This is a genomic window from Saccharothrix sp. HUAS TT1 (assembly GCF_040744945.1).
Lineage (GTDB): Bacteria > Actinomycetota > Actinomycetes > Mycobacteriales > Pseudonocardiaceae > Actinosynnema.
The window spans coordinates 1,701,319-1,721,157 of record NZ_CP160453.1; the positions used below are offsets into that span (position 1 = coordinate 1,701,319).

Sequence of the window (19,839 nt, forward strand, 5' to 3'; positions counted from 1 at the left end):
CGGCCGGGTCATCTAGGCTTCCGCACCGTGCGTGTCCTGGTCATCGGGTCTGGCGCCCGTGAACATGCCCTAGTCCTCGCCTTGTCGCGGGACCCCTCGGTGATCGCGCTGGCGTGCGCGCCGGGCAACGCCGGCATCGCCGGCGCGGCGGAGACCTACGGGGTCGACGTCACCGACGGCGCGGCGGTCGCGGCGCTGGCCAAGGAGTGGAACGCCGACCTGGTCGTGGTCGGGCCGGAGCAGCCCCTGGTGGCGGGTGCGGCGGACGCCGTGCGCGCCATCGGGATCCCCTGCTTCGGCCCGTCGGCCGAGGCGGCCCGGATCGAGGGCTCCAAGGCGTTCGCGAAGGACGTCATGGCCGCCGCGGGCGTGCCGACGGCCGTCGCGGAGACCGTCGACAACCCGGCCCGGCTCGACTCGGCGCTGACCCGCTTCGGCCCGCGCTGGGTGGTCAAGGACGACGGCCTGGCCGCCGGCAAGGGCGTGGTCGTCACCAACGACCGCGCCGTGGCCCGCGCGCACGCCATGACGCTGCTCGACCACGGCCACCCGGTGCTGCTGGAGTCGTTCCTCGACGGCCCGGAGGTGTCGCTGTTCTGCCTGGTGGACGGCTCCACCGTGGTGCCGCTGCTGCCCGCGCAGGACTTCAAGCGGGTCGGCGACGGCGACTCGGGCCCGAACACCGGCGGCATGGGCGCCTACTCACCGCTGCCCTGGGCGCCGCCCGACCTGGTGGACACGATCGTGGCCACCTGCGTCCAGCCGGTCGTGGACGAACTGGCCCGCCGCGGCACCCCGTTCACCGGCCTGCTGTACGCGGGCCTGGCGCTGACGTCCACCGGCCCGCAGGTCATCGAGTTCAACTGCCGGTTCGGCGACCCGGAGACCCAGGCCGTCCTGGCCCTGCTGCGCACCCCGTTGGCCGCCGTCTTCCACGCCGCCGCCACCGGCGGCCTGGGCGGCCTGCCGCCGCTGGAGTGGGCCGACGGCTACGCCGTGACCGTCGTCATCGCCGCCGAGGGTTACCCCGGCCGCCCCCGCACGGGTGACGTGATCGCCGGCGCGGAGGCCGACGGCGTCCTGCACGCGGGCACCCGCCGCCGCGAGGACGGCGCCGTCGTGTCCACGGGCGGGCGGGTGCTGTCCGTCGTCGGCACCGGGGACACCCTGGACGACGCGCGTTCCGACGCGTACCGCCGCGTGGAGGGCGTCCACCTGACGGGCTCCCACCACCGCACCGACATCGCGCTGCGCGCGGCGAACGGCTCGATCACCCTCCCCTGACCCGCTCGCGACCGCGCGGCCGATCGGACCCCCGATCGGCCGCGCGCCGTCCACCGGAACCGGTGCGCGGGTTTCTTCGTCCAACCTCAGACCCGGCTCACGTGGTCGTTGGTAGCCTCGGACCGGGATCAATCCGTCACCGACCGTACGGGGGTAGGACGTCGTGGACCAGGAGAGCGGCCTACTGGGCGCCGTCGCCGCCGCGGGGGGAGCCGTCGGCAAGGCGGTCGGCGAGATGTTCGCGGCGGAGAAGCGGCTGAACAGCACCATGGCCACCGGGCCGGTGTCGGGGCAGCAGTTCAGCGTTTCCAAGGAGACGGTCCTCGACGCCGGCAGGGTCATCCAGACCCAGATCGACGCGCTGTGGACGAGTTACGGCGCGGCGGTGCGGGACCTCAAGGTCAACCTCGGTGGTCTCGACACCGTGAACAAGGACATCGCCGAGGCGTGGAACGAACGGCTGGTCGACCACGACGACTCGTACTCCAAGAGGGTCGAGCAGTACATCGAGAGCCTGGTGGGCCTCGTCGAGCAGCTGCGTGCCGCGGCCAAGCAGTACGGGCACACCGATGAAGACGTCACGGCGGCCATGGGGGCAGCGGGTGCTTCGCAGCAGTAAAGCGCTCATCGTGCTCGCCCTGGCGGTCGGCGCGGTGGTGGCCGGCTGCACGCAGAAGGAGCCCGGTGCCGCCACCTCCTCCACGACCCCGGTCGAGAAGACCACGGCGACGACGGGCACGTCCGAGCCGACGGTCGAGTTCCCCCGACGGCCGGCGGAGATCAAGGTCGACGGCATCGCCGACGCCTGCACGACGCTGACCGAGGACCAGCAGCGCGAGTTGGGCATCGACGCGGCGCACAGCCAGCCGATGGACGTCATCGAGGACCGGGAGATGCCGGGGTGCAGCTTCCGGAAGAACTCGCGCCCGCTCTACAGCTACGAGGTCGCGCTGATCTCGGACGAGGGGGCCGGTTACTGGCAGAGCGGCGGCAACCTCGACGTCGTCCAGAAGACGGTGGCGGGGTACGGCGCGCTCCAGGTGACGCTGGCGGGAACGACCAAGGGTGATTGCTCGCTCGCGGTGGACGTTGCGGACGGGCAGCAGTTGTTCGTCTCCTTCCTGCCGATCGGCGACAACTTCACCCAGGACGAGATGTGCCAGAACGCGGCCAAGGGCGCGGAGATGGCGCTGACGACGTTGAAGACTGTGAAGTGAGGGGGAGGTATGGGCGGCTTCAGGCAGATCACCGACCACCGCTTCGAGGGGTACACCAACTCCGGGCTGGCCGAGCTGGTCGGGCAGTTCCAGCAGGGTGACGCGGCCCAGCGGTTCAGCGACGCGTCGCACGCGTTGCGCCAGCTCGCCTCCACGCTGGACGAGACCGACCACGTGCTGCGGGAAGAGCTGAAGAAGCTCGGCATCGCGTGGCAGGGCGCGGCCGGTGACAACGCGGGCAAGGCGACGACCGTGTCCGCCGACGTGGCGACCTCCGGCACCGACGCCGCCCAGCAGAACTCCAAGGCCACCGCGACGCAGAGCGCCACCTACAGCCAGACGCGCCACGCCATGCCCGAGCCCCAGCAGTTGCGCGGGGACACCGAGACCAACTTCGGCGACAAGGTCGGTGGGTTCTTCGGGTACGAGACCGACCACGCCAAAGAGGTCAAGGCGACGCAGGCGGCGCGCGAGCAGACGATCCGGGGGCTCGACCAGTACACCGAGGCCAGCCGGGACGCGCTGAACCAGTACCAGGGTATGAACAAGCCGCCGCAGTTCGAGGTGACGGCGGTGTCCAGCGTCGGCACGCCGGTGGCGGCGGTGGGGCAGTTCGGTGGGCCGGTGCCCGGGGTTCCCGGTGGTGTGCCGGGTGGTGGCCTGCCCGGCGGGCTGCCCGGTGGGGCCGGTCAGCTGCCCGGCGGCGGTTCGATCGGGTTGCCGCCGCAGTTGCCGGGTCAGCTGCCCGGCCAGTTGCCCGGTGGGTCGACCGGGTTGCTGCCCAACACCCCCGGTGCGCCGACGGTCCTGCCGCCGGCCGCGCTGGGGAAGGTCGGCGGGTCGAACTTCGGGCTGGGGCTCGGGCTCGGCATCGCCGGTGGGCTCGGGCTGGGGCTCGCGGCGACGCAGGCGCGCGGTGGGCAGGTCGTCCGGAACGCCGGCCCGGCCACGGCCGGTGGCAAGGCGCCCGAGGGGCCGGCCGGCGCCAAGGGCGCGGGCGGCGGCGGCGCGGCGGGCAAGGGCGGTGTGCCCGGCATGCCCGGCGCGCTGACCGGGAAGCCCGGCATCTCCGCGACGATCGGCGCCATCGACCCCGACGAGCGCGCCCCCGGTCGCGGTGCGGCGGGTGGCGCGGCGGGCAAGGCGGGCGCCGGCGCCTCGATGCTGCAGCCGGCGGCCAGCGCCAAGGGCGGTCCCGGCGAGGAGGACGGCGAGCACGTCCGCAAGTACGGCGTCGACTCCGACGACGTCTTCGGCGACGAGCGGATGGTCGTGCAGTCGGTCATCGGCGACGACGAGCCCGAGAAGAAGTGAAGTGAGCGGCACGGTTGTCCTGTCCACGCTGGAGTTCGACGTCGCGTGGGAAGGTGAGCGACTGGCCAGGCGCAACGTCGCGCTGGACGTGCCGAGCCCGGGCACCACGCACACCGAGCGCGCCGTGCTGGTCGAGCAGGCGTGGCAGTCGATGGCCGACCGCGGGCTGGCGGGGAACCGGCGGGTGACGCCCGAGCTGGCCGACGCGTTCGCGCTGCTGGCCAACCCGCAGGTGTCGATCGACCTCTGGATCTGGGTCGACCGCCGCAAGATCAAGGGCCTGGCGGCGGCGGCCGGTGACGACGGGGTGCTCGCCGTGGTGGACGGCGACGAGGTGTGGCTGATCGAGTCGCGGGCCAGTGCCCTGGCCGAGTCGGCCGTGTCGGTCGCCGGTGAGGCGCGCGCCGGGTACGGGCGGTCGATCAGCCTGCCGAACGACCTGCTGCGCGTGGCGTCGGAGGAGGCCGGGCGGGACGCGGAGAGGCTGGTGCTGGCGCTGGAGCGGCACGGGTTGCCGCTGCACGAGGCGCAGGAGCTGGCCGGCATGTGCGACGGGATGGGCACCCGCGGCCAGTTCGGCGTCGAACGCGCCCGGCAGGGCGGGCCGCCGGTGCGCGCCGACCGCGTCGTCGCCTGGCACGACACGCCGTCCGGCCGCTACCTGCACCAGGTCCGGCCCAGTTCGGACGGCCGCAGCTGGAGCACCATCACCCCCATCGACAACGCCCGCCTCGCCGCGTGCGTCTGGGAGCTGCTGCAAGAGGTCTGAGTTCCGGCACGGCGGAGCGGAACCCGGACGTGTCCACCGACGTCAGTTCCCTGCGGGCCCGGGGAGCCGGAGCGATGCCCGCCGTCATTCGGGAGTGACGTCTGGTGACCACTGCGACACTGAGCGCGACCGCGTTCCGCACCGCCTGGGAACACCTCGACCTCGGCGCGATGCCGTACGTCCTGCACGTCCAGGACGAACCCGCCCCGTGGGACCACCTCGCCGACCAGGGCCTGGCCCGCGGCGGTGAGCTGGACCCGTGGCTGGGCGCGGTGTTCAAGCTCATCGCCCACCCACCGCGCTCGGCGGACCTGCGGCTCGGCCTCGGCACCACCGCGGTGCGCGCGCTGGCCGCGCCCACCGGTTCCGGGTCGGTGCTCGCCGTGCTGACCCGGGACGTGCTCACCGTGCGGGAGGTGGCGGCCGACCTCGCCGACGCGCTGATCGGGCTCCTGCCGGAACTGCCGGGCGGCCGGGTCGGCGGGCCGGACCTGAGCGGCCGGTTCGGCGCGGCCGCGATCGACCGGAGCGGGCGGCGCACGCGGGCGGCGGACGTGGTCGACTTCCACGGTCCGACCGACCCGGCCGGGCTGCGGGCCGGGATCGCCGGGTTGCTGAGCGGGTTCCCCGGCTGACCACGTGACCCGGACCATGCCGGTGACCAGCGATATTCGCCGTCCGGTCGATTAGCCTGGCCGGCATGCTGGGTGTCTCCGCTCGTGCCGACGTGCCCCCCTTCCACGTGATGGAGGTGCTGTCCGCCGCGGCACGGCGGCAGCGGCTGGTGGGGGACGTGGTGTCGCTGGCGGCCGGGCAGCCGTCCAGCCCGGCGCCCGCGCCCGTGCTGGAAGCGGCCCACCGCGCGCTGCGCGAGCAGACCCTGGGCTACACCGAGCAGCTGGGCATCGTGGAGCTGCGCGAAGCCCTGGCCGGGCACTACCACCGGCAGTACGGCCTCGACGTCTCGGCGGACGACGTCGTGGTGACCACCGGCTCCTCCGGTGGGTTCCTGCTGGCGTTCCTCGCCGCCTTCGAGGCGGGCGACCGGGTCGCGCTGGCCCGGCCCGGCTACCCCGCCTACCGCAACATCCTCCGGGCGCTGGGCTGCGAGGTGGTCGAGCTGGCCTGCGGGCCGGAGACCCGGTTCCAGCCGACGGTGGCGATGCTGGAGGACGCCGGTCCGCTGGCCGGGTTGGTGGTCGCCAGCCCGGCGAACCCGACCGGCGCCGCGCTGGCCCCCGACGAGCTGGCCGGGCTGACCGGCTGGTGCGCGGAGCGCGGCGTGCGGCTGGTCAGCGACGAGATCTACCACGGCATCAGCTACGGCACGCCGCTCGCGTCCGCCTGGCAGACCTCGCGCGACTCCGTCGTGGTCAACTCCTTCTCCAAGGCGTTCGCGATGACCGGCTGGCGGCTGGGGTGGCTGCTGCTGCCGCCCGACCTGCGCCGCGCGGTGGACCGGCTGACGGGCAACTTCACCCTCTGCCCGCCCGCGCTGGCCCAGCACGCGGCCGTCGCGGCGTTCGAGCCCGAGTCCTACGCGCGGACCGAGCACCTGGTCGAGGGGTACCGCCTCAACCGGGACGTGCTGCTCAAGGGCCTGGCCGACCTCGGCATCGACAGGGTGGCCCCGGCCGACGGCGCGTTCTACGCCTACGCCGACGTCTCGCACCTGACCGACGACTCGACGGACTTCTGCCGCCGGCTGCTGGACGACACGGGCGTCGCGATCGTGCCGGGCATCGACTTCGACCCGGTGCGCGGGCACGAGTTCATCCGGCTCTCCTTCGCCGGGTCCGGCCGGGACGTGGAGGAGGCGCTGCGGCGGATGGGCGCCTGGCTGCCGGGGAACTGATCGCGCCGGCCGGTCGTTCGAGGGGCATGGTCCGAATAATCCTGTGGCTGCTCGCGGCCTGGCTCGTGATCTCGGTGCTCGGCGCCGTGATCAAGGGGGCCTTCTGGCTCGCGATCATCGGTGGCGTGCTCTTCCTGGGCACGGCCGCGTACGGCGCGATCAAGAGCGGCAAGCGGCCCAAGGGCATCAAGGGCCCCTGAAAACTCTTCAAATATTTCTCGCGAGCTGGAAAAACGTCGAACCGGCCCGCACCATGGGTCGGTGTCCGCGACCGATGAGCGCCGCCTGGACCGGTGGGAGCGCCGCGCCGAGTGGCCGATGACGGGCCTGGCCGTCCTCTTCGTGGTGGCCTACGCCTGGCAGGTCCTCGACGACCGCGCCACCGCCGGTCTGCACGGCGTGCTGGAGGTCGTCCTCTGGCTGATCTGGCTGATCTTCGCGGTGGACTACGCCGCCCGCCTCGCCCTGGCCGCCGACAAGCGCAGGTTCCTGTCGAGCCACCTGCTCGACCTGCTGGCGGTCCTGCTGCCGATGATGCGCCAGCTGCGCGTGCTGCGGCTGATCACCGCGCTCAAGGTGCTCAACAAGCGGTTCGCGGGCAGGTTCCGGCAGCGCGTGGGCGTGTACGCCGCGGGCGTCACCCTCCTGGTCGGCCTGTGCGCCTCGCTGGCCGTGCTGGACGCGGAGCGCCACCACCCGGACGCCACCATCACCACGTTCGGCGACGCCACGTGGTGGACGCTGACCACCATCTCCACCGTCGGTTACGGCGACCGCTACCCCGTCACCTGGGAGGGCCGGCTGGTCGCCGCGCTGCTGATGATCGGCGGCATCGCCCTGCTGGGCGTCATCACCGGCACGATCGCGTCCTGGTTGGTCGACCGGCTGAGCGGGGTCGAGGAGTCGGTGACCGAGGCCGAGCAGGTCACCGCGGCCGAGCTGCGCCTGGTCCGGGCGGAGCTGGCCGAGCTGCGCGAGGAGCTGCGCGCGGCGAAGACCCGCTGAGCGGCTGACCCGGGGACCCACCGGCCACCTGACCCGCCGACCCCAGGGGCCGCTAAGCCGAGAGCACCCGCCGCGCGTGCGCGGGACCCTCCCACACCACCCCGGTCAGCCGCTCGGCCGGCACCGGCAGCTCCGCCGTCGGCTCGCTGACCACCTCGCCGCAGTCGAACACCACCCAGCGCACGTCAGCTCACCGACCCGATCCGGCGCAACGCCTCCGCCACGTCCTCCGCGCCCACGTCGCGGTGCAGCACGAACCGCACCTTGCCCGACATCGGCCCGGCGAACACGCCGAGGTGCCGCAGCCCGGTCAGCGTCACCTCCAGGTCCGGCACGCCGGCCAGCACGATGTTGGTCTCCGGCTCGTCCACCTGCCAGTCCAGCTCCGCCAGGCCGCGCGCCAGCGCCCGCGCGTTCTGGTGGTCCCGCGCCAGGTCGTCGACGCGACCCAGCCCGACCAGGCCCGCCGCCGCCAGCACACCGCCCTGCCGCACGCCGCCGCCGAGCATCTTGCGCACCCGCCGCGCCTCGGCCACGAACGACGTCGACCCGGCCACCACCGACCCGACCGGCGCGCCGAGGCCCTTGGACAGGCACACCTGCACCGTGTCCACCCCGACGGTCAGGGCCGCGGGCGGCAGCCCGAGCGCCACGGCCGCGTTCCACAGCCGCGCGCCGTCCAGGTGCACCCGGAGGCCGGTCTCCTTCGCCGCCGACACCAGCAGCGCGTGCTCGTCGGGCTGCGTCACGGCCCCACCGGCCGCGTTGTGCGTGTTCTCCAGGCACAACAGCGTCGTGCGCAGCGCGTAGTACGGCCCGGCCGCGCCCGCCGCCGCGCGGATCGCGTCGGGTGACGCCCGGCCGGGGCCCGCGTCGCACTCCAGCGGGTGCGGCATGCCGCCCGCGATCCACGCCGCCGTGCCCAGCTCGTTGTCGAGCACGTGGGCGCCGCGCGGCGCCAGGAACCGGTCGCCGGGCCGCAGGTGCACGGTCAGCGCGATGAGGTTGCCCATCGACCCCGACGGCACCCACAGCGCCGCCTCGACGCCCAGCGCCTCCGCGACCCGCTCTTCGAGCAGCCGCATCGTGGGGTCGTGGTCGAGCACGTCGTCGGCGACCTCGGCCCTGGACATGGCCAGTCTCATGGCCTCATCCGGCTGGGTGACGGTGTCGGAGCGGAAGTCGAGCGGCGAGAGCTGGGTCACGAATGGATCACATCACACCGGGCAAGCCCTGACCCAGCCGCGTCGGCGGTACCACGATGGGGGTGACGCAGGTCTCCGAGGACCGGCGTGCAACCGTGGACCCCGTCGGTTCCGTCCGGTAGGTGCAAGCACGAGGAGCGGAGAGAGTCCGCGTGGATCAGCGCGACGAGCAGGAGTTCGCGGAGTACTTCGCAGCTCGCCGGGAGGCCGTGCGCCGAACGGCGTTCCTGCTCTGTGGTGACTGGCACCGGGCGGACGACTTCGCGCAGACCGCGTTCGTCGCGTTGCACCGCAGGTGGCGCAAGGTCCGGGACAAGCAGGCCCTGGACGCCTACGTCCGCCGCAGCCTGGTGCGCGCGGTGATCGACGAGTCACGGCGGCCGTGGCGGCGGGAGCGCTTCGTGGACGAGGTCCCGGAGACGCCCTCGAACGACGGCGAGGTCGCGGACTCGGTGGCGACGCGCGAGGCGCTGGTCGCGGGCTTGCGGCGGGTGCCGCCCAGGCAGCGGGCGGTGCTCGTGCTGAGGTTCCTGGAGGGCCTGGACGTGGCGGCGGCGGCCGAGGCGCTGGGGTGCTCCGAGGGCACGGTGAAGAGCCAGACCTCACGGGGCCTGGAAGCCCTGCGCGAGGCGTTGGGCGACACGATCGACGACTTGCGGCCGGCGTCGTGAGCGGGAGGGGGAGGTAGGTGGACGAGCACAAGCTCGCGGAGCTGTTCCGCGACGCGGCCGGGGACGCGCCGCCACCGTCCTTCGACGTGGCGAGCGTGCGGTCGGCGTCGGTCCGGGCGACGGCGCGGCGGCGTTCGGCGGTCGCGTTCGGCTCGGCGATGGCCCTCGTGCTCGTGCTCGGCGGCGTGGCCGTCACCGCCGGCCTCCTGGACAACTCGGACAACACGTCCGTCGCGGGTTCCGCTCAGGACGCCTCGTCCCTTAACGTCACACCTTTCAGCGCGGGCGAGCCGGAGTTGGCGCCGAAGGACGCGGCACCGGACCGCAGCGGTGGAACACCGCCCATGAACATCCCCGAAGACCCGTCTACGCAGGGGGACGAGCCATCGGGGAGCGCCGACCGCACGTCGGTCGGCAGCGCCCAACGCGGGTGCGTTGAGGTGGACCGGGAGCTCGCCGTCGCCCTCGCCGACGAGCTCTCGGTCGCCAACTCCGACCAGGCCGCGCCGCCGGTGGCGAACTGCCCGGACGGCGCGCGCGGGGCGAGCTTCCCGGTGCGCGACGGCGATGCCCGCGGCACGGTGTCGGCGGTGATCGCGCCGGTCGGCACGACCGGGTTGGCGCCGGACCCCGGCTCCGCGTCCGCGTCGGCGAAGACGCCCGGCGGCGAGGAGCTGCACGTGATCAGCCGGTCCGACGGCGGCTCGGCCGGCGGCCCGTTCGAGGACCGGCTGCCGGCGCTGGCCGAACGGCTCGCGGCCCGGCTCTGAGCCGTGCGGGCGAGCGTCGCCGTGACCGGTCGCGGGCACTAGTACCTTTCCTGCAATGACAGCCGCAACGCCGAAGGGTGAGCGCCGGCGCCAGGCGCTGGTCGAAGCGGCCGCCGGCCTCCTGGTCGACGGCGGCTTCGACGCGATCCGGCACCGCGCCGTCGCCGAGCGCGCGGGCCTGCCGCTGGCCTCGACCACGTACTACTTCGACTCGCTGGACGACCTGGTCACCGCCGCGCTGGAGTTCCACGGCACCGCCGAGCTGGCCTACGGCAAGGCCCGGCTGGACGAGCTGGACCCGCGCGAGTGCGGCGGCGACGCGTTCGTCGAGCTCGTGCTGGACCTGCTGCTCGGCCCGTCCGGCGAGGGCGACGCGGAGGCCGTGCTGCTGCGCTACGAACGCCTGGTCGCCACCGGTCGGCGGCCCTACCTGCGACCGCTGATGCGCGAGCTGTCCGGCGAGCTGCACTCCCTGCTGTTCGACATCTTCACCCGCGCGGGCCAGCCGGTCACCCGGGAGCGCGTGGAGGAGCTGATCGCGCTGGTCGACGGCGCCGTGGTGAACGCGCTGATCGAGATCAGCCCGGACCCCAGGGCGGCGGCCCGGCGGATGCTGCGCAAGTCGATGCAACCCCGCTGACCCCCACCGCGTGAAGGAGGGTGGGGGGCTGGAAGGGGACCGTTGGCATGCGCGAGGCGGACGAGCAGGGCTTCCGTGAGTTCGCGGTGGGCCACGCCGCCTCCCTGCGGCGCACCGCCTACCTGTTCTGCGGCGACTGGCACACGGCCGAGGACCTGATGCAGGCCAGCCTGCTCAAGCTGTACCAGGCGTGGCACCGGATCGAGTGGCGCGACAACGCCTCGGGGTACGCCCGCAAGGTGCTGCTGCGCACGTGGCTGGACGAGAAGCGCAGGCCGTGGCGGCGGGCCGAGCAGCGCGACGGCGAGGTGCCGGACGTGGCCGACTCGGCCGCCGACCCGGAGCGGGCGGGTGAGCAGCTGTGGGCGCGGGACCTCGTGCACGCGGCGCTGCTGCGGGTGCCGCCGAGGCAGCGGGCGGTGCTGGTGCTGCGGTACTTCGAGGACCTGCCGGTGCAGGAGGTCGCCGTGGTGATGGGCTGCACCGAGGGCACGGTCAAGAGCCAGACGGCGCGCGGGCTGGTGGCGCTGCGCGCGGCGGTCGAGCGGTTGGAGCGGGGTGCGGTGGTGGCGTCATGAGCGAGGCGGACCTGCGTGACGGGCTGCGGGCCGCGGTCGGCGACGAGCCGCCGCTCGACTTCGACGCGGACGCGCTGATCCGGCGGGCGCAGGACGCGCGGCGGCGGCGTCGCGCGCTGGTGGCGGTGGCGGTGGCGACGCTCGCCCTCACCGGGACCGTGCTGTCCCTGCCCGGCGTGCTCGACCGGCGGGACGCGGTCGACGCGGCGGCCGGGCCGGTGCTGACGACCACGGCGTCACCCGCGGCCTCCGCGCCGCGGCCACCGGTGGTGGTGACCCCGGCGCCGACGCGGGCCGAGGACGGCTCCACGGCGCTCCTCTCGGAGTACCTGCGCCTGCGGTTCGGCCAGGTCGTGCCGCACGCGAAGGTGCTGACCACCGGGTTCGACCAGGCGCGCGACGGGGCGCCCGGCTTCTTCACCGGCACGGTGCGGTTCATCGACGGCGAGGGGGTGGCGGACGTGGCGGTGCGGCTGGTCGCGCCGGCGGTGGGGATGACCGTCGAGGCGTTCTGCGCCGACGTCGTGTGCGGTGAGCCGCAGCCCCGGCCGGACGGCAGTCGGCTCACGACCTCCGCGACCACCGACCTCGGCGCGAAGCTCCGGTCGCGCACCGCCGTGCACTTCCGCCAGGACGGCTCGGTGGTGCAGTTCACCGCCTACGACCGCGACCCCGGCGGGGACGGCAGGCTGCGGACCGAGGTGGCGCTGACCATCGACCAGCTGGTCGAGCTGGCCACCGACCCGAAGCTGATCGCGCCCTGACAGCTGACCGCGCCCTGAGCTCCCCGGCGTCGGCTCGCCCGTCCGGGCGAAATATGCTGGTCACGTGACGGTCAAGCCCCGCATCGCCAATGTCCTCGCCGGTCGCTACGCCTCCACCGAGCTGGCCACGCTGTGGTCAGCCGAGCACAAGGTCGTGCTGGAGCGGCGGTTGTGGCTCGCGGTCCTGCGGGCGCAGGCCGAACTGGGCGTCGACGTGCCCGCCGAGGCCGTCGCCGACTACGAGCGGGTGGTGGAGCGGGTCGACCTGGCGTCCATCGCCGAGCGCGAGCGGGTCACCCGGCACGACGTGAAGGCGCGCATCGAGGAGTTCAACGCGCTCGCCGGGCACGAGCACGTGCACAAGGGCATGACCTCGCGCGACCTCACCGAGAACGTCGAGCAGCTGCAGGTGCTGCGGTCCCTGGAGCACGTGCGCGGCAAGACCGCCGCCGTGCTGGCCCGGCTCGCCCGCCGGGCCGCCGAGCACACCGACCTGGTGCTCGCGGGCCGCTCGCACAACGTCGCCGCCCAGGCCACCACGCTCGGCAAGCGCTTCGCCACCGCCGCGGACGAGCTGCTGGTGGCGTTCCGCCGGCTGGACGAGCTGATCGCCCGCTACCCGCTGCGCGGCGTCAAGGGCCCGGTCGGCACCGCCCAGGACATGCTGGACCTGCTCGGCGGCGACCGGGACCGGCTGGTCGACCTGGAGCGGCGGGTCGCGGGCCACCTCGGCTTCGCCACCGTGCTGACCAGCGTCGGCCAGGTCTACCCGCGGTCGCTGGACTTCGACGTCGTGTCCGCCCTGGTGCAGCTGGCCGCCGGGCCGTCGTCGCTGGCCAAGACGATCCGGCTGATGGCGGGCCACGAACTGGTCACCGAGGGCTTCAAGGCGGGCCAGGTCGGCTCCAGCGCGATGCCGCACAAGATGAACACCCGGTCGTGCGAGCGGGTCAACGGCTTCGCGGTCGTCCTGCGCGGCTACCTGTCCATGGTCGGCGAGCTGTCGGGCGACCAGTGGAACGAGGGCGACGTGTCGTGCTCGGTGGTGCGCCGGGTCGCGCTGCCGGACGCGTTCTTCGCCTTCGACGGCCTGCTGGAGACGTTCCTCACGGTGCTGGACGAGTTCGGCGCGTACCCGGCGGTCGTCGCCCGCGAGCTGGACCGCTACCTGCCGTTCCTGGCCACCACGAAGGTGCTGATGGCGGCGGTCCGCGCGGGTGTCGGCCGGGAGACCGCGCACGAGGCCATCAAGGAGCACGCCGTCGCGGTGGCGCTGGCCATGCGCGAGCGGGGCCTGGCGGAGAACGACCTGCTCGACCGGCTGGCCGGGGACGACCGGCTGCCGCTGGACCGGGCCGCGCTGGACGGGCTGCTGGCCGACCGGCTGTCGTTCACCGGCGTGGCGGAGCAGCAGGTCGAGGACGTCGTGCGGCAGGTCGAGGACGTGCTGGCGAACTACCCCGCCGCGGCGGGCTACGTGCCCGAGCCGATCCTCTAGGGCCGGCGGGCTAGCCCCGCTTCCAGGTCAGGCGGCCCCGCCGGGTCGGCGTGCACACCAGGTCGCGGCCCGCCGGGTCGATCGCCCGCGCGCCCTCCTCCTGGCACGGGAAGCCCTCCAGGGCCACCTCGTCGAACCGGGGCGGCGTCGTGGTCGGCGCCGCCGTGGGCTCGGGCTCCGGCTCGACCTGCGCCGGTGGCGGCGGTGGTGGCGGCGGCGGTTCGGTGGTGGCCGCGACCGTCGGCGGCGGCGGTGGCGGGGTGGTCGCCACCGGCTGCACGAAGATGTTCGCCACCGCCGGGATCGAGGTCACCGGCGCCGAGCTGGAGGTCGTCGGGAGCACCACCGGCTCCGGGCTCGCCGACGGCTTGGCGCACGCACCCGTGAGGAGCAGCAGGAACAACCCACCGCTCGCCGCGACGGGCACTGCGAATGCCTTCCGATGGACCACGGCATGCAGCGTAGGGGGCACTCGTCCGATACCCCAAGTGGCGTCCTCTTGGCGGCCTGATGGTGGGACCTCTCAGAGGCGGCCCGCGTCGACGATCCGGCGCAGGAACTGCCGGGTCCGCGGGTGCACCGGGTCGCCCAGCACCTGCTCGGGCGGACCGGACTCGACCAGCCTGCCGCCGTCGAGGAACACCACCCGGTCCGCGACCTGGCGGGCGAACCCCATCTCGTGGGTGGCCATCAGGATGGTCCGGCCCGCCGCCGCCAGCTCCCGGACCAGCGCCAGCACCTCGCCGACCAGCTCGGGGTCCAGCGCGCTGGTGATCTCGTCCAGCAGCAGCAACCGCGGCGCGTAGGCCAGCGCCCTGGCGATCGCCACCCGCTGCTGCTGCCCGCCGGACAGCTGCTCCGGGTAGCTGCCCGACCGGTCCGCGAGACCGACCCGGTCCAGCAGGTCGAGGGCGTTGCGCTCGGCCTCGGCCCGCGGCACGCCGTGCACCACCCGCGGCGCGAGGGTGATGTTGTCCAGCACGCTCATGTGCGGGAACAGGTTGAACGCCTGGAACACGATGCCCATGCCGCGGCGGGCCCGGTCGGCGTCCACCCGCGGGTCGGACACGTCGACGCCGTCGAGCAGCACCTGGCCGTCGTCCAGCTCCTCCAGCAGGTTCACGCAGCGCAGCAGGGTCGACTTGCCCGAACCCGACGACCCGATGACGGTGACCACCTCGTGCTCGCGCACGTCGAGGCTGATCCCGTCCAGCACGGTGGCGTCGCCGTAGCGCTTGACCAGACCGCGCACGCTCAGCACCGGCTCGGTCATCGGCCCCCCTGGCGGCGTTCCAGGCGGCGGCCCAGGGCGTCGGCGAGCCGCGCCGTCGGCACCGCGAGCAACACGAACAGCAGCCCGGCCACCACGTACGGGGTGAAGTTGAACGCCCGGGACTGCTCGATCTGCGCGGCCCGCACCGCGTCCACCGCGCCGAGCACGGAGATCAGCCCGCAGTCCTTCTGCAGCGCGACGAAGTCGTTCAGCAGCGCGGGCATCACCCGCCGCACGGCCTGCGGCAGCACCACCAGCCGCAGCGTCTTGCGCGGACCGAGGCCCAGCGACCGCGCCGCCGCGACCTGCGACGGGTGCACCGACTCGATCCCGGCGCGGAACACCTCGGCCACGTACGCGGTGTACGCCAGCACGAGCGCCGCCCCGCCGAGCACGACGGCGTCGTTCGGCACGCCGGTCAGCCGCAGCGCGGGCAGGCCGAACCCGACCAGGTACAGCAGGATGATCAGCGGCAGGCCGCGGAACAGGTCCACGTACGCCGTGGCCAGCACGCGCAGCGGGAACCACACCGGTCCGCGCAGGGTGCGCAGCGCCGCCACGCCCAGCGCGAGCACCAGGATCAGCACGCCGCACACGGCCAGCACGCGCAGGTTCAGCCAGAGCCCCTCCAGGATCGCGGGCAGCGAGCGCCACGCGATACCCGGGTCGAAGAACGACTGCCGCACGCGCGGCCAGCCCGGCGCGCGGGCGATGGTGACCCCGACCGCGACGGCGAACGCGGCGGTCGACAGCAAGGCGACCAGGGTGGACCGCCGCGAGCGGGAGCGCTTGTACGCCAAGCGCTCCCGCTGCAGCTCGCTCGTCACTTCAGCTCGGGTGCGGTGCCCGCGACCGACAGCCACTCCTGCTCGATCGCGGCCAGCGTGCCGTCGGCGCGCAGGTTCTCCACCGCCGTCGACACGCACGGGGTGAGCGGGCTGCCCTTGTCCAGCACGATGCCGAACTGCTCGGGCTTGCCGTCGCCCGCCGGGATCTGACCGATGATCAGGCCCTCCTCCAGCTCGGCGTTGGTGATGTAGAACGCGGTCGGCAGGTCGACGACGACCGCGTCGACCTGCCCGGCCCGCAGCGCGGCCTTGGCGTCGTCGTTGGTGTTGTAGACCGCGACGTCCTGCTCGGGCTGGAGGCGCTGGGCGGCGTCGAAGCTGGTGGTGCCGACCTGGGCGCCGATCTTGACCTGCTTCAGCTCCGCGAGCGTCTTCACCGAGGCCGCCTTGGAGGAGCTGAGCGTGATCACGGCCTGGTCCACGTCGTAGTACGGCGCGGAGAAGTCGACGACCTTCCTGCGCTCCTCGGTGATGGAGAACTCGTTCAGGTCCATGTCGTAGGTCTTCTTGCCGGGCTGGATGGCGGCGTTGAACGGCACCCGCGTCCACACGACGTCGCCCTTGGCGTAGCCGAGCTCGTCGGCCAGGGCGTAGGCGACCGCCGACTCGAAGCCCTTGCCGTTGGTCGGGTCGTCGTCGACGAACCACGGCGCGTACACCGGCTGGTCCGTGCCGAAGGTGATCTTGCCCGGCGTGAGGGTGGGCAGCTTGTCCTTCGTGCACGCCACGCCGTCCACCTGGTTGGTCGGTGGCGTGGCCTGGTCCGCGGGGGCGCAGGCGACCGCGAGGCCGGCGGTCACGGCGAGTATCAGTCCGGGTACGCGCATGGGGTGAATCTTGCCCCAGGAGGGAAGACCCGCCCATGACCTGGGACAAGTACTCTTCGGGCGTGCCCAAGCTCGCTGACTACCGACAGGTCGCCGCAGGCAAGGTCCGTCAGGTCCACGAGGTGGACGACGAGCTGCTGCTGTTCGTGGCGTCCGACCGGATCTCCGCCTACGACCACGTGCTGACCACGGAGATCCCGGACAAGGGCCGGGTCCTGACCGCCATGAGCGTGTTCTGGTTCGAGCGGTTCGCCGACCTCGCGCCCAACCACCTGGTGGCGTGGGACGACCCGCGCATCCCCGCCGAGGTGCGTGGCCGGGCGCTGCTGGTGCGCCGGTTGGAGATGGTCCAGGTCGAGTGCGTGGCGCGCGGCTACCTGACCGGGTCGGGCATGGCCGAGTACCGGCAGACCGGGTCGGTGTGCGGCGTGGAGCTGCCGCCGGGGCTGGTCGAGGCGTCCGAGCTGGCGCCGCCGATCTTCACGCCGGCCACCAAGGCCGAGCTGGGGGCGCACGACGAGAACGTGTCGTTCGAGCACGTCGAGGCGCAGGTGGGCGCCCCGCTGGCGGCGCGGCTGCGCGACGCCACGCTGGAGGTCTACGGCGCGGCGCGGGAGTTCGCCCGGTCGCGGGGGGTCGTCCTGGCCGACACGAAGTTCGAGTTCGGGCTGGACCGGTCCGGCGCGCTGGTGCTCGGCGACGAGGTGCTGACGCCGGACTCGTCGCGGTACTGGCCGCTGGACGGCTACCGGCCGGGCCGCGTGCAGCCGTCGTTCGACAAGCAGTACGTGCGCGACTGGCTGACCTCGCCCGCCTCCGGCTGGGACCGCGCGTCCGACACCCCGCCGCCACCGCTGCCCGACGACGTCGTGACCGCCACCCGCGCGCGGTACGTGGAGGCGTACGAGCGGATCACCGGGCGGTCGTTCGCGGACTGGCCCAGCCCGGAATAGTTCGCCGAGCCCGCACCCGGCCGTCACCTGGTCTTCGGGCGGGCGACACACCGGTGCGGCGCACTGGTGGCATGGCCGCCGACCTCGTGGTTTCGCTGTCCGGCGCCGGGCCGAGCACGATCGCCCGGTGCGCCGACCTCGCCGACGAGCTGGACCGGCGGCGGGTGCCGCTGTCGCTGCTGCTGGCGCCGCGCAAGGCCGTGCCCGGCCCGGCGCTGGACTGGGTGCGCGGCCGGGTCGCCGCCGGTGACGCGCTGGTCCTGCACGGCTTCGACCACCAGCCGGACCCGGCGCGCCGGTCCGTGTCGCCGCGCAGGCGGGCCGAGTTCGCCGCGCTGCCCGCGCACGAGGCCGGCCTCCGGCTGGTCGCCGCCCGTGCCGCGCTGGAGCGGCTGGGGCTGGCCACCGACCTGTTCGCGCCGCCGGGCTGGGTCGCGTCACCGGGCACGGTCGTCGCCCTGCGGCGGCACCGGTTCGAGGTGTGCGCGGACGTGACGGGCGTGCGGCAGCTGCGCACCGGCCAGGTGCGGACCGGTCGGGTCCGGGTGGTCGGCGAGCACCGGGGCCACCTGTCCGGCGTCGGCCGGGCGGCCCGGCGCGGCGAGCTGGTGCGGCTCGGCGTGGACGCGGCGGACCTGGACCGGCTCGGGCCGCTGCTGGAGGCCGTCGACCTGGCCCTGCGCCACGGCGCGTCGCCCACCACCTACGGCTCGACCACCTACAGCTCGACCGCCTCGCCGCGGGGCAGCACGACCACCTCGGTGCCCTCGGGCGCGGTGCCGACCAGGACGCGGTGGTAGATCCCCGTCTGGGCCAGGATCGCCTCGTGGATCGGCACCGCCTTGCGCGGGCCGACCCGCGCCAGGAAGTCGGCGGCGTCGGAGACCTTCATCCAGGGCGCGGCCGTCGGCAGGCCGAGGACGTCCACCCGCTGCGCGGGCGCGGTGAGCGAGTCGCCGGGGTGGTAGAACGCGCCGCGGTCGACCAGGTAGCCGACGTTCACCGGCACGGGCAGCCGCGGGTGGATGACCTCGTGCGGCGCGTCGACGACGTCCACCGCCGCGCCGCCGAGGTCGAGGGCGTCACCGCCCCGGACCAGCTCCGCGCCGGCCAGCTCGAACGGCGCGACCAGCCGCGCCCGCGGGTTGGCCGCGCGCAGGGCGGGCAGCCTGGCCGGGTCCAGGTGGTCGGGGTGCTCGTGCGTGATCAGGATCGCGTCCAGGTCCTCGACCTGCTCGAAGCCGGCCGAGTACGCGCCGGGGTCGAACAGCAGCCGCGCCGCGCCGGTGTCGACCAGCAGGCAGGAGTGTCCGAAGTGGACGATCAGCAAGGGGTGCTCCTCTCTCCGCCCGGTGTTCTACCCCTGTTCGCCGCCGTCCGCCGCGCGCAGCAGCGCGTCCTCCACGTCCGGCGGCAGCCCCGCGCGGCGGGTGCGGTCCAGGCCGAGGGCGCGTTCGTGCTCCAACGAGTCCAGCGCCGTCTCCGCCGTGGGTCGGACCCGGAGGCCGGCGGCCAGCGCGGGACCGGCGTCGCGGAACATCATCGCCCGGTGCGTCGGCGGCAGCCACAGGGGGAGCGACCGGGGGCCGACCCACGGCGCGACCTCGTGCTGCTGGAGGACCGGTTCGGGGATGCGGACCAGCTCGGTGCCGGGCGGCGCCACCGCGCCCGCGACCTCGCCCAGGACCAGCGACAGCGGGTTGGCCGGGCCGATCGCGTCGTAGGTGCCGGTGGTGCGCCGCTCGGCGGCGTCCACCACCCAGGCGGCGAGGTCGCGCACGTCGACGTGCTGGGCCGGCTGGTCGGGCGCGTCGGGCACCACGACCCGGCCGCCCCGGGACAGCCGGTTGGGCCAGTAGCCGAACCGGTCGCTCGGATCGCCGGGGCCGGTGATGAGGCCCGCGCGGACGATGAAGGCCCGGTCGCCGGCGGCGTCGAGGACGGCGTGCTCACCGGCCACCTTGACGCCGCCGTAGCGGTCGGGCGACATCGGCGCGTCGGGGTCGTCCTCCAGCGGGTCGAGCGTCGCCGTGCCGCCGGGGGTGGCGTGGTCGGCGTAGACGGAGCAGCTGGAGATGAACGTCCAGTGGTCGGCGGTGAGCGAGCGCAGCGCCCGGCGGACCCAGGTGACCGACATCTTCGCCACGTCCACCACGGCGTCGAAGTGCGCGCCCTCCAGCGGACCGAGGTCGACGTCCCGGTCGACGGCGACGTGCGTCGCCCCGTCGGGCACCCGCCCGGACTCCCCGCGCGCCGCGCAGACCACCTCGTGCCCGCGCCGGACCGCCTCGGCGGCCGTCGCCTTGCTGAGGAACACCGTTCCGCCGAGCACCAGGATGCGCATGCCCCCACCCTGCGGCGCTGAGCC

25 protein-coding genes are annotated in these 19,839 nt (G+C 74.0%); 17 read left to right on the top strand and 8 right to left on the bottom strand.

Annotation, left to right across the window (positions count from 1 at the left end):
- Positions 1-27 precede the first annotated feature (27 nt).
- From purD to AB0F89_RS08385, 9 genes are all read left to right on the top strand, one after another.
- Positions 28-1,284: a phosphoribosylamine--glycine ligase gene (gene purD / locus AB0F89_RS08345; RefSeq protein WP_367134220.1), complete on the top strand. Its 1,257-nt coding sequence runs from the start codon at positions 28-30 to the stop codon at positions 1,282-1,284.
- A gap of 163 nt (positions 1,285-1,447) precedes the next feature.
- Positions 1,448-1,903 carry a hypothetical protein gene (locus AB0F89_RS08350; protein ID WP_367134222.1) on the top strand — a complete coding sequence of 152 codons (456 nt, stop codon included), beginning with the start codon at positions 1,448-1,450 and terminating at the stop codon, positions 1,901-1,903.
- Entirely contained in the window at positions 1,887-2,501 is a 615-nt protein-coding gene (locus AB0F89_RS08355) for a DUF3558 domain-containing protein (protein WP_367134224.1), read from the top strand. The genes AB0F89_RS08350 and AB0F89_RS08355 overlap by 17 nt, the downstream gene beginning before the upstream one ends.
- Positions 2,502-2,510: 9 nt before the next feature.
- Positions 2,511-3,815 (top strand): PPE domain-containing protein, encoded by a 1,305-nt coding sequence (locus AB0F89_RS08360; RefSeq protein WP_367134226.1) that lies wholly within the window; start codon positions 2,511-2,513, stop codon positions 3,813-3,815.
- Position 3,816: 1 nt separating this feature from the next.
- Positions 3,817-4,584, top strand: a complete 768-nt coding sequence (locus AB0F89_RS08365) for an ESX secretion-associated protein EspG (protein ID WP_367134228.1) — start codon at positions 3,817-3,819, stop codon at positions 4,582-4,584.
- Positions 4,585-4,688: 104 nt separating this feature from the next.
- Entirely contained in the window at positions 4,689-5,219 is a 531-nt protein-coding gene (locus AB0F89_RS08370; protein ID WP_367134230.1) for an ESX secretion-associated protein EspG, read from the top strand.
- A 65-nt stretch (positions 5,220-5,284) separates the two neighbouring features.
- Complete coding sequence (locus tag AB0F89_RS08375) at positions 5,285-6,439, top strand: pyridoxal phosphate-dependent aminotransferase (RefSeq protein ID WP_367134232.1); 1,155 nt, start codon at positions 5,285-5,287, stop codon at positions 6,437-6,439.
- A 26-nt stretch (positions 6,440-6,465) separates the two neighbouring features.
- Complete coding sequence (locus AB0F89_RS08380) at positions 6,466-6,639, top strand: hypothetical protein (protein WP_367134234.1); 174 nt, start codon at positions 6,466-6,468, stop codon at positions 6,637-6,639.
- Between the two features lie 61 nt (positions 6,640-6,700).
- Positions 6,701-7,444 carry a potassium channel family protein gene (locus tag AB0F89_RS08385; protein ID WP_367134236.1) on the top strand — a complete coding sequence of 248 codons (744 nt, stop codon included), beginning with the start codon at positions 6,701-6,703 and terminating at the stop codon, positions 7,442-7,444.
- Positions 7,445-7,496: 52 nt separating this feature from the next.
- Here the strand turns inward: AB0F89_RS08385 and AB0F89_RS08390 are convergent, their stop codons facing one another.
- Positions 7,497-7,628 carry a hypothetical protein gene (locus AB0F89_RS08390; RefSeq protein WP_367134238.1) on the bottom strand — a complete coding sequence of 44 codons (132 nt, stop codon included), beginning with the start codon at positions 7,626-7,628 and terminating at the stop codon, positions 7,497-7,499.
- Between the two features lies 1 nt (position 7,629).
- A complete protein-coding gene (locus AB0F89_RS08395) occupies positions 7,630-8,649 on the bottom strand; it encodes a low specificity L-threonine aldolase (protein ID WP_367134240.1) in 1,020 nt (339 codons plus the stop codon).
- Between the two features lie 152 nt (positions 8,650-8,801).
- On the opposite strand from AB0F89_RS08395, the gene AB0F89_RS08400 reads away from it, so the two are divergent.
- The 6 genes from AB0F89_RS08400 (at position 8,802) to purB (ending at position 13,570) form a co-directional block, all read left to right on the top strand.
- A complete protein-coding gene (locus AB0F89_RS08400; RefSeq protein WP_367134243.1) occupies positions 8,802-9,320 on the top strand; it encodes a SigE family RNA polymerase sigma factor in 519 nt (172 codons plus the stop codon).
- Between the two features lie 17 nt (positions 9,321-9,337).
- Complete coding sequence (locus AB0F89_RS08405) at positions 9,338-10,090, top strand: hypothetical protein (RefSeq protein ID WP_367134245.1); 753 nt, start codon at positions 9,338-9,340, stop codon at positions 10,088-10,090.
- A 55-nt stretch (positions 10,091-10,145) separates the two neighbouring features.
- Complete coding sequence (locus tag AB0F89_RS08410) at positions 10,146-10,730, top strand: TetR/AcrR family transcriptional regulator (protein WP_367134247.1); 585 nt, start codon at positions 10,146-10,148, stop codon at positions 10,728-10,730.
- A 47-nt stretch (positions 10,731-10,777) separates the two neighbouring features.
- Positions 10,778-11,308, top strand: coding sequence for an RNA polymerase sigma factor (locus AB0F89_RS08415; RefSeq protein WP_367134249.1), 531 nt, complete (start codon positions 10,778-10,780; stop codon positions 11,306-11,308).
- Positions 11,305-12,072: a hypothetical protein gene (locus AB0F89_RS08420; protein ID WP_367134251.1), complete on the top strand. Its 768-nt coding sequence runs from the start codon at positions 11,305-11,307 to the stop codon at positions 12,070-12,072. Before AB0F89_RS08415 ends, AB0F89_RS08420 begins: the two co-directional genes overlap by 4 nt.
- A 64-nt stretch (positions 12,073-12,136) precedes the next feature.
- The gene (gene purB, locus AB0F89_RS08425) at positions 12,137-13,570 is read left to right on the top strand and encodes an adenylosuccinate lyase (protein ID WP_367134253.1); all 1,434 of its coding nucleotides are present in this window, start codon (positions 12,137-12,139) and stop codon (positions 13,568-13,570) included.
- Between the two features lie 10 nt (positions 13,571-13,580).
- Here the strand turns inward: purB and AB0F89_RS08430 are convergent, their stop codons facing one another.
- From AB0F89_RS08430 to AB0F89_RS08445, 4 genes are all read right to left on the bottom strand, one after another.
- The gene (locus AB0F89_RS08430) at positions 13,581-14,021 is read right to left on the bottom strand and encodes a hypothetical protein (RefSeq protein WP_367134255.1); all 441 of its coding nucleotides are present in this window, start codon (positions 14,019-14,021) and stop codon (positions 13,581-13,583) included.
- Between the two features lie 72 nt (positions 14,022-14,093).
- A complete protein-coding gene (locus tag AB0F89_RS08435) occupies positions 14,094-14,843 on the bottom strand; it encodes an amino acid ABC transporter ATP-binding protein (RefSeq protein ID WP_367134257.1) in 750 nt (249 codons plus the stop codon).
- A complete protein-coding gene (locus AB0F89_RS08440) occupies positions 14,840-15,670 on the bottom strand; it encodes an amino acid ABC transporter permease (protein WP_367134259.1) in 831 nt (276 codons plus the stop codon). The genes AB0F89_RS08435 and AB0F89_RS08440 overlap by 4 nt, the downstream gene beginning before the upstream one ends.
- Positions 15,667-16,518, bottom strand: a complete 852-nt coding sequence (locus AB0F89_RS08445; RefSeq protein WP_367134261.1) for an ABC transporter substrate-binding protein — start codon at positions 16,516-16,518, stop codon at positions 15,667-15,669. Before AB0F89_RS08445 ends, AB0F89_RS08440 begins: the two co-directional genes overlap by 4 nt.
- A 62-nt stretch (positions 16,519-16,580) precedes the next feature.
- On the opposite strand from AB0F89_RS08445, the gene AB0F89_RS08450 reads away from it, so the two are divergent.
- Entirely contained in the window at positions 16,581-17,471 is an 891-nt protein-coding gene (locus tag AB0F89_RS08450; RefSeq protein ID WP_367134263.1) for a phosphoribosylaminoimidazolesuccinocarboxamide synthase, read from the top strand.
- A 71-nt stretch (positions 17,472-17,542) separates the two neighbouring features.
- The gene (locus tag AB0F89_RS08455; RefSeq protein WP_367134265.1) at positions 17,543-18,271 is read left to right on the top strand and encodes a DUF2334 domain-containing protein; all 729 of its coding nucleotides are present in this window, start codon (positions 17,543-17,545) and stop codon (positions 18,269-18,271) included.
- Here the strand turns inward: AB0F89_RS08455 and AB0F89_RS08460 are convergent.
- Both AB0F89_RS08460 and AB0F89_RS08465 read right to left on the bottom strand, forming a co-directional pair.
- Positions 18,190-18,801 carry an MBL fold metallo-hydrolase gene (locus tag AB0F89_RS08460; RefSeq protein ID WP_367134267.1) on the bottom strand — a complete coding sequence of 204 codons (612 nt, stop codon included), beginning with the start codon at positions 18,799-18,801 and terminating at the stop codon, positions 18,190-18,192. The two genes, AB0F89_RS08455 and AB0F89_RS08460, sit on opposite strands and share 82 nt — an antisense overlap.
- 27 nt (positions 18,802-18,828) lie before the next feature.
- On the bottom strand, positions 18,829-19,815 hold the full coding sequence (locus AB0F89_RS08465; RefSeq protein ID WP_367134269.1) for an NAD-dependent epimerase/dehydratase family protein: 987 nt from the start codon (positions 19,813-19,815) through the stop codon (positions 18,829-18,831).
- Between the last annotated feature and the right edge of the window lie 24 nt (positions 19,816-19,839).

Excerpts from the sequence above, each read along its gene's own strand:
- AB0F89_RS08360 (WP_367134226.1), top strand. The coding sequence starts at position 2,511 with ATGGGCGGCTTCAGGCAGATCACCGACCACCGCTTCGAGGGGTACACC.
- AB0F89_RS08420 (WP_367134251.1), top strand. The coding sequence starts at position 11,305 with ATGAGCGAGGCGGACCTGCGTGACGGGCTGCGGGCCGCGGTCGGCGAC.
- AB0F89_RS08415 (WP_367134249.1), top strand. The coding sequence starts at position 10,778 with ATGCGCGAGGCGGACGAGCAGGGCTTCCGTGAGTTCGCGGTGGGCCAC.
- AB0F89_RS08445 (WP_367134261.1), bottom strand. The coding sequence starts at position 16,518 with ATGCGCGTACCCGGACTGATACTCGCCGTGACCGCCGGCCTCGCGGTC.
- AB0F89_RS08410 (WP_367134247.1), top strand. The coding sequence starts at position 10,146 with ATGACAGCCGCAACGCCGAAGGGTGAGCGCCGGCGCCAGGCGCTGGTC.
- AB0F89_RS08465 (WP_367134269.1), bottom strand. The coding sequence starts at position 19,815 with ATGCGCATCCTGGTGCTCGGCGGAACGGTGTTCCTCAGCAAGGCGACG.
- AB0F89_RS08455 (WP_367134265.1), top strand. The coding sequence starts at position 17,543 with ATGGCCGCCGACCTCGTGGTTTCGCTGTCCGGCGCCGGGCCGAGCACG.
- AB0F89_RS08435 (WP_367134257.1), bottom strand. The coding sequence starts at position 14,843 with ATGACCGAGCCGGTGCTGAGCGTGCGCGGTCTGGTCAAGCGCTACGGC.
- AB0F89_RS08380 (WP_367134234.1), top strand. The coding sequence starts at position 6,466 with ATGGTCCGAATAATCCTGTGGCTGCTCGCGGCCTGGCTCGTGATCTCG.
- AB0F89_RS08375 (WP_367134232.1), top strand. The coding sequence starts at position 5,285 with ATGCTGGGTGTCTCCGCTCGTGCCGACGTGCCCCCCTTCCACGTGATG.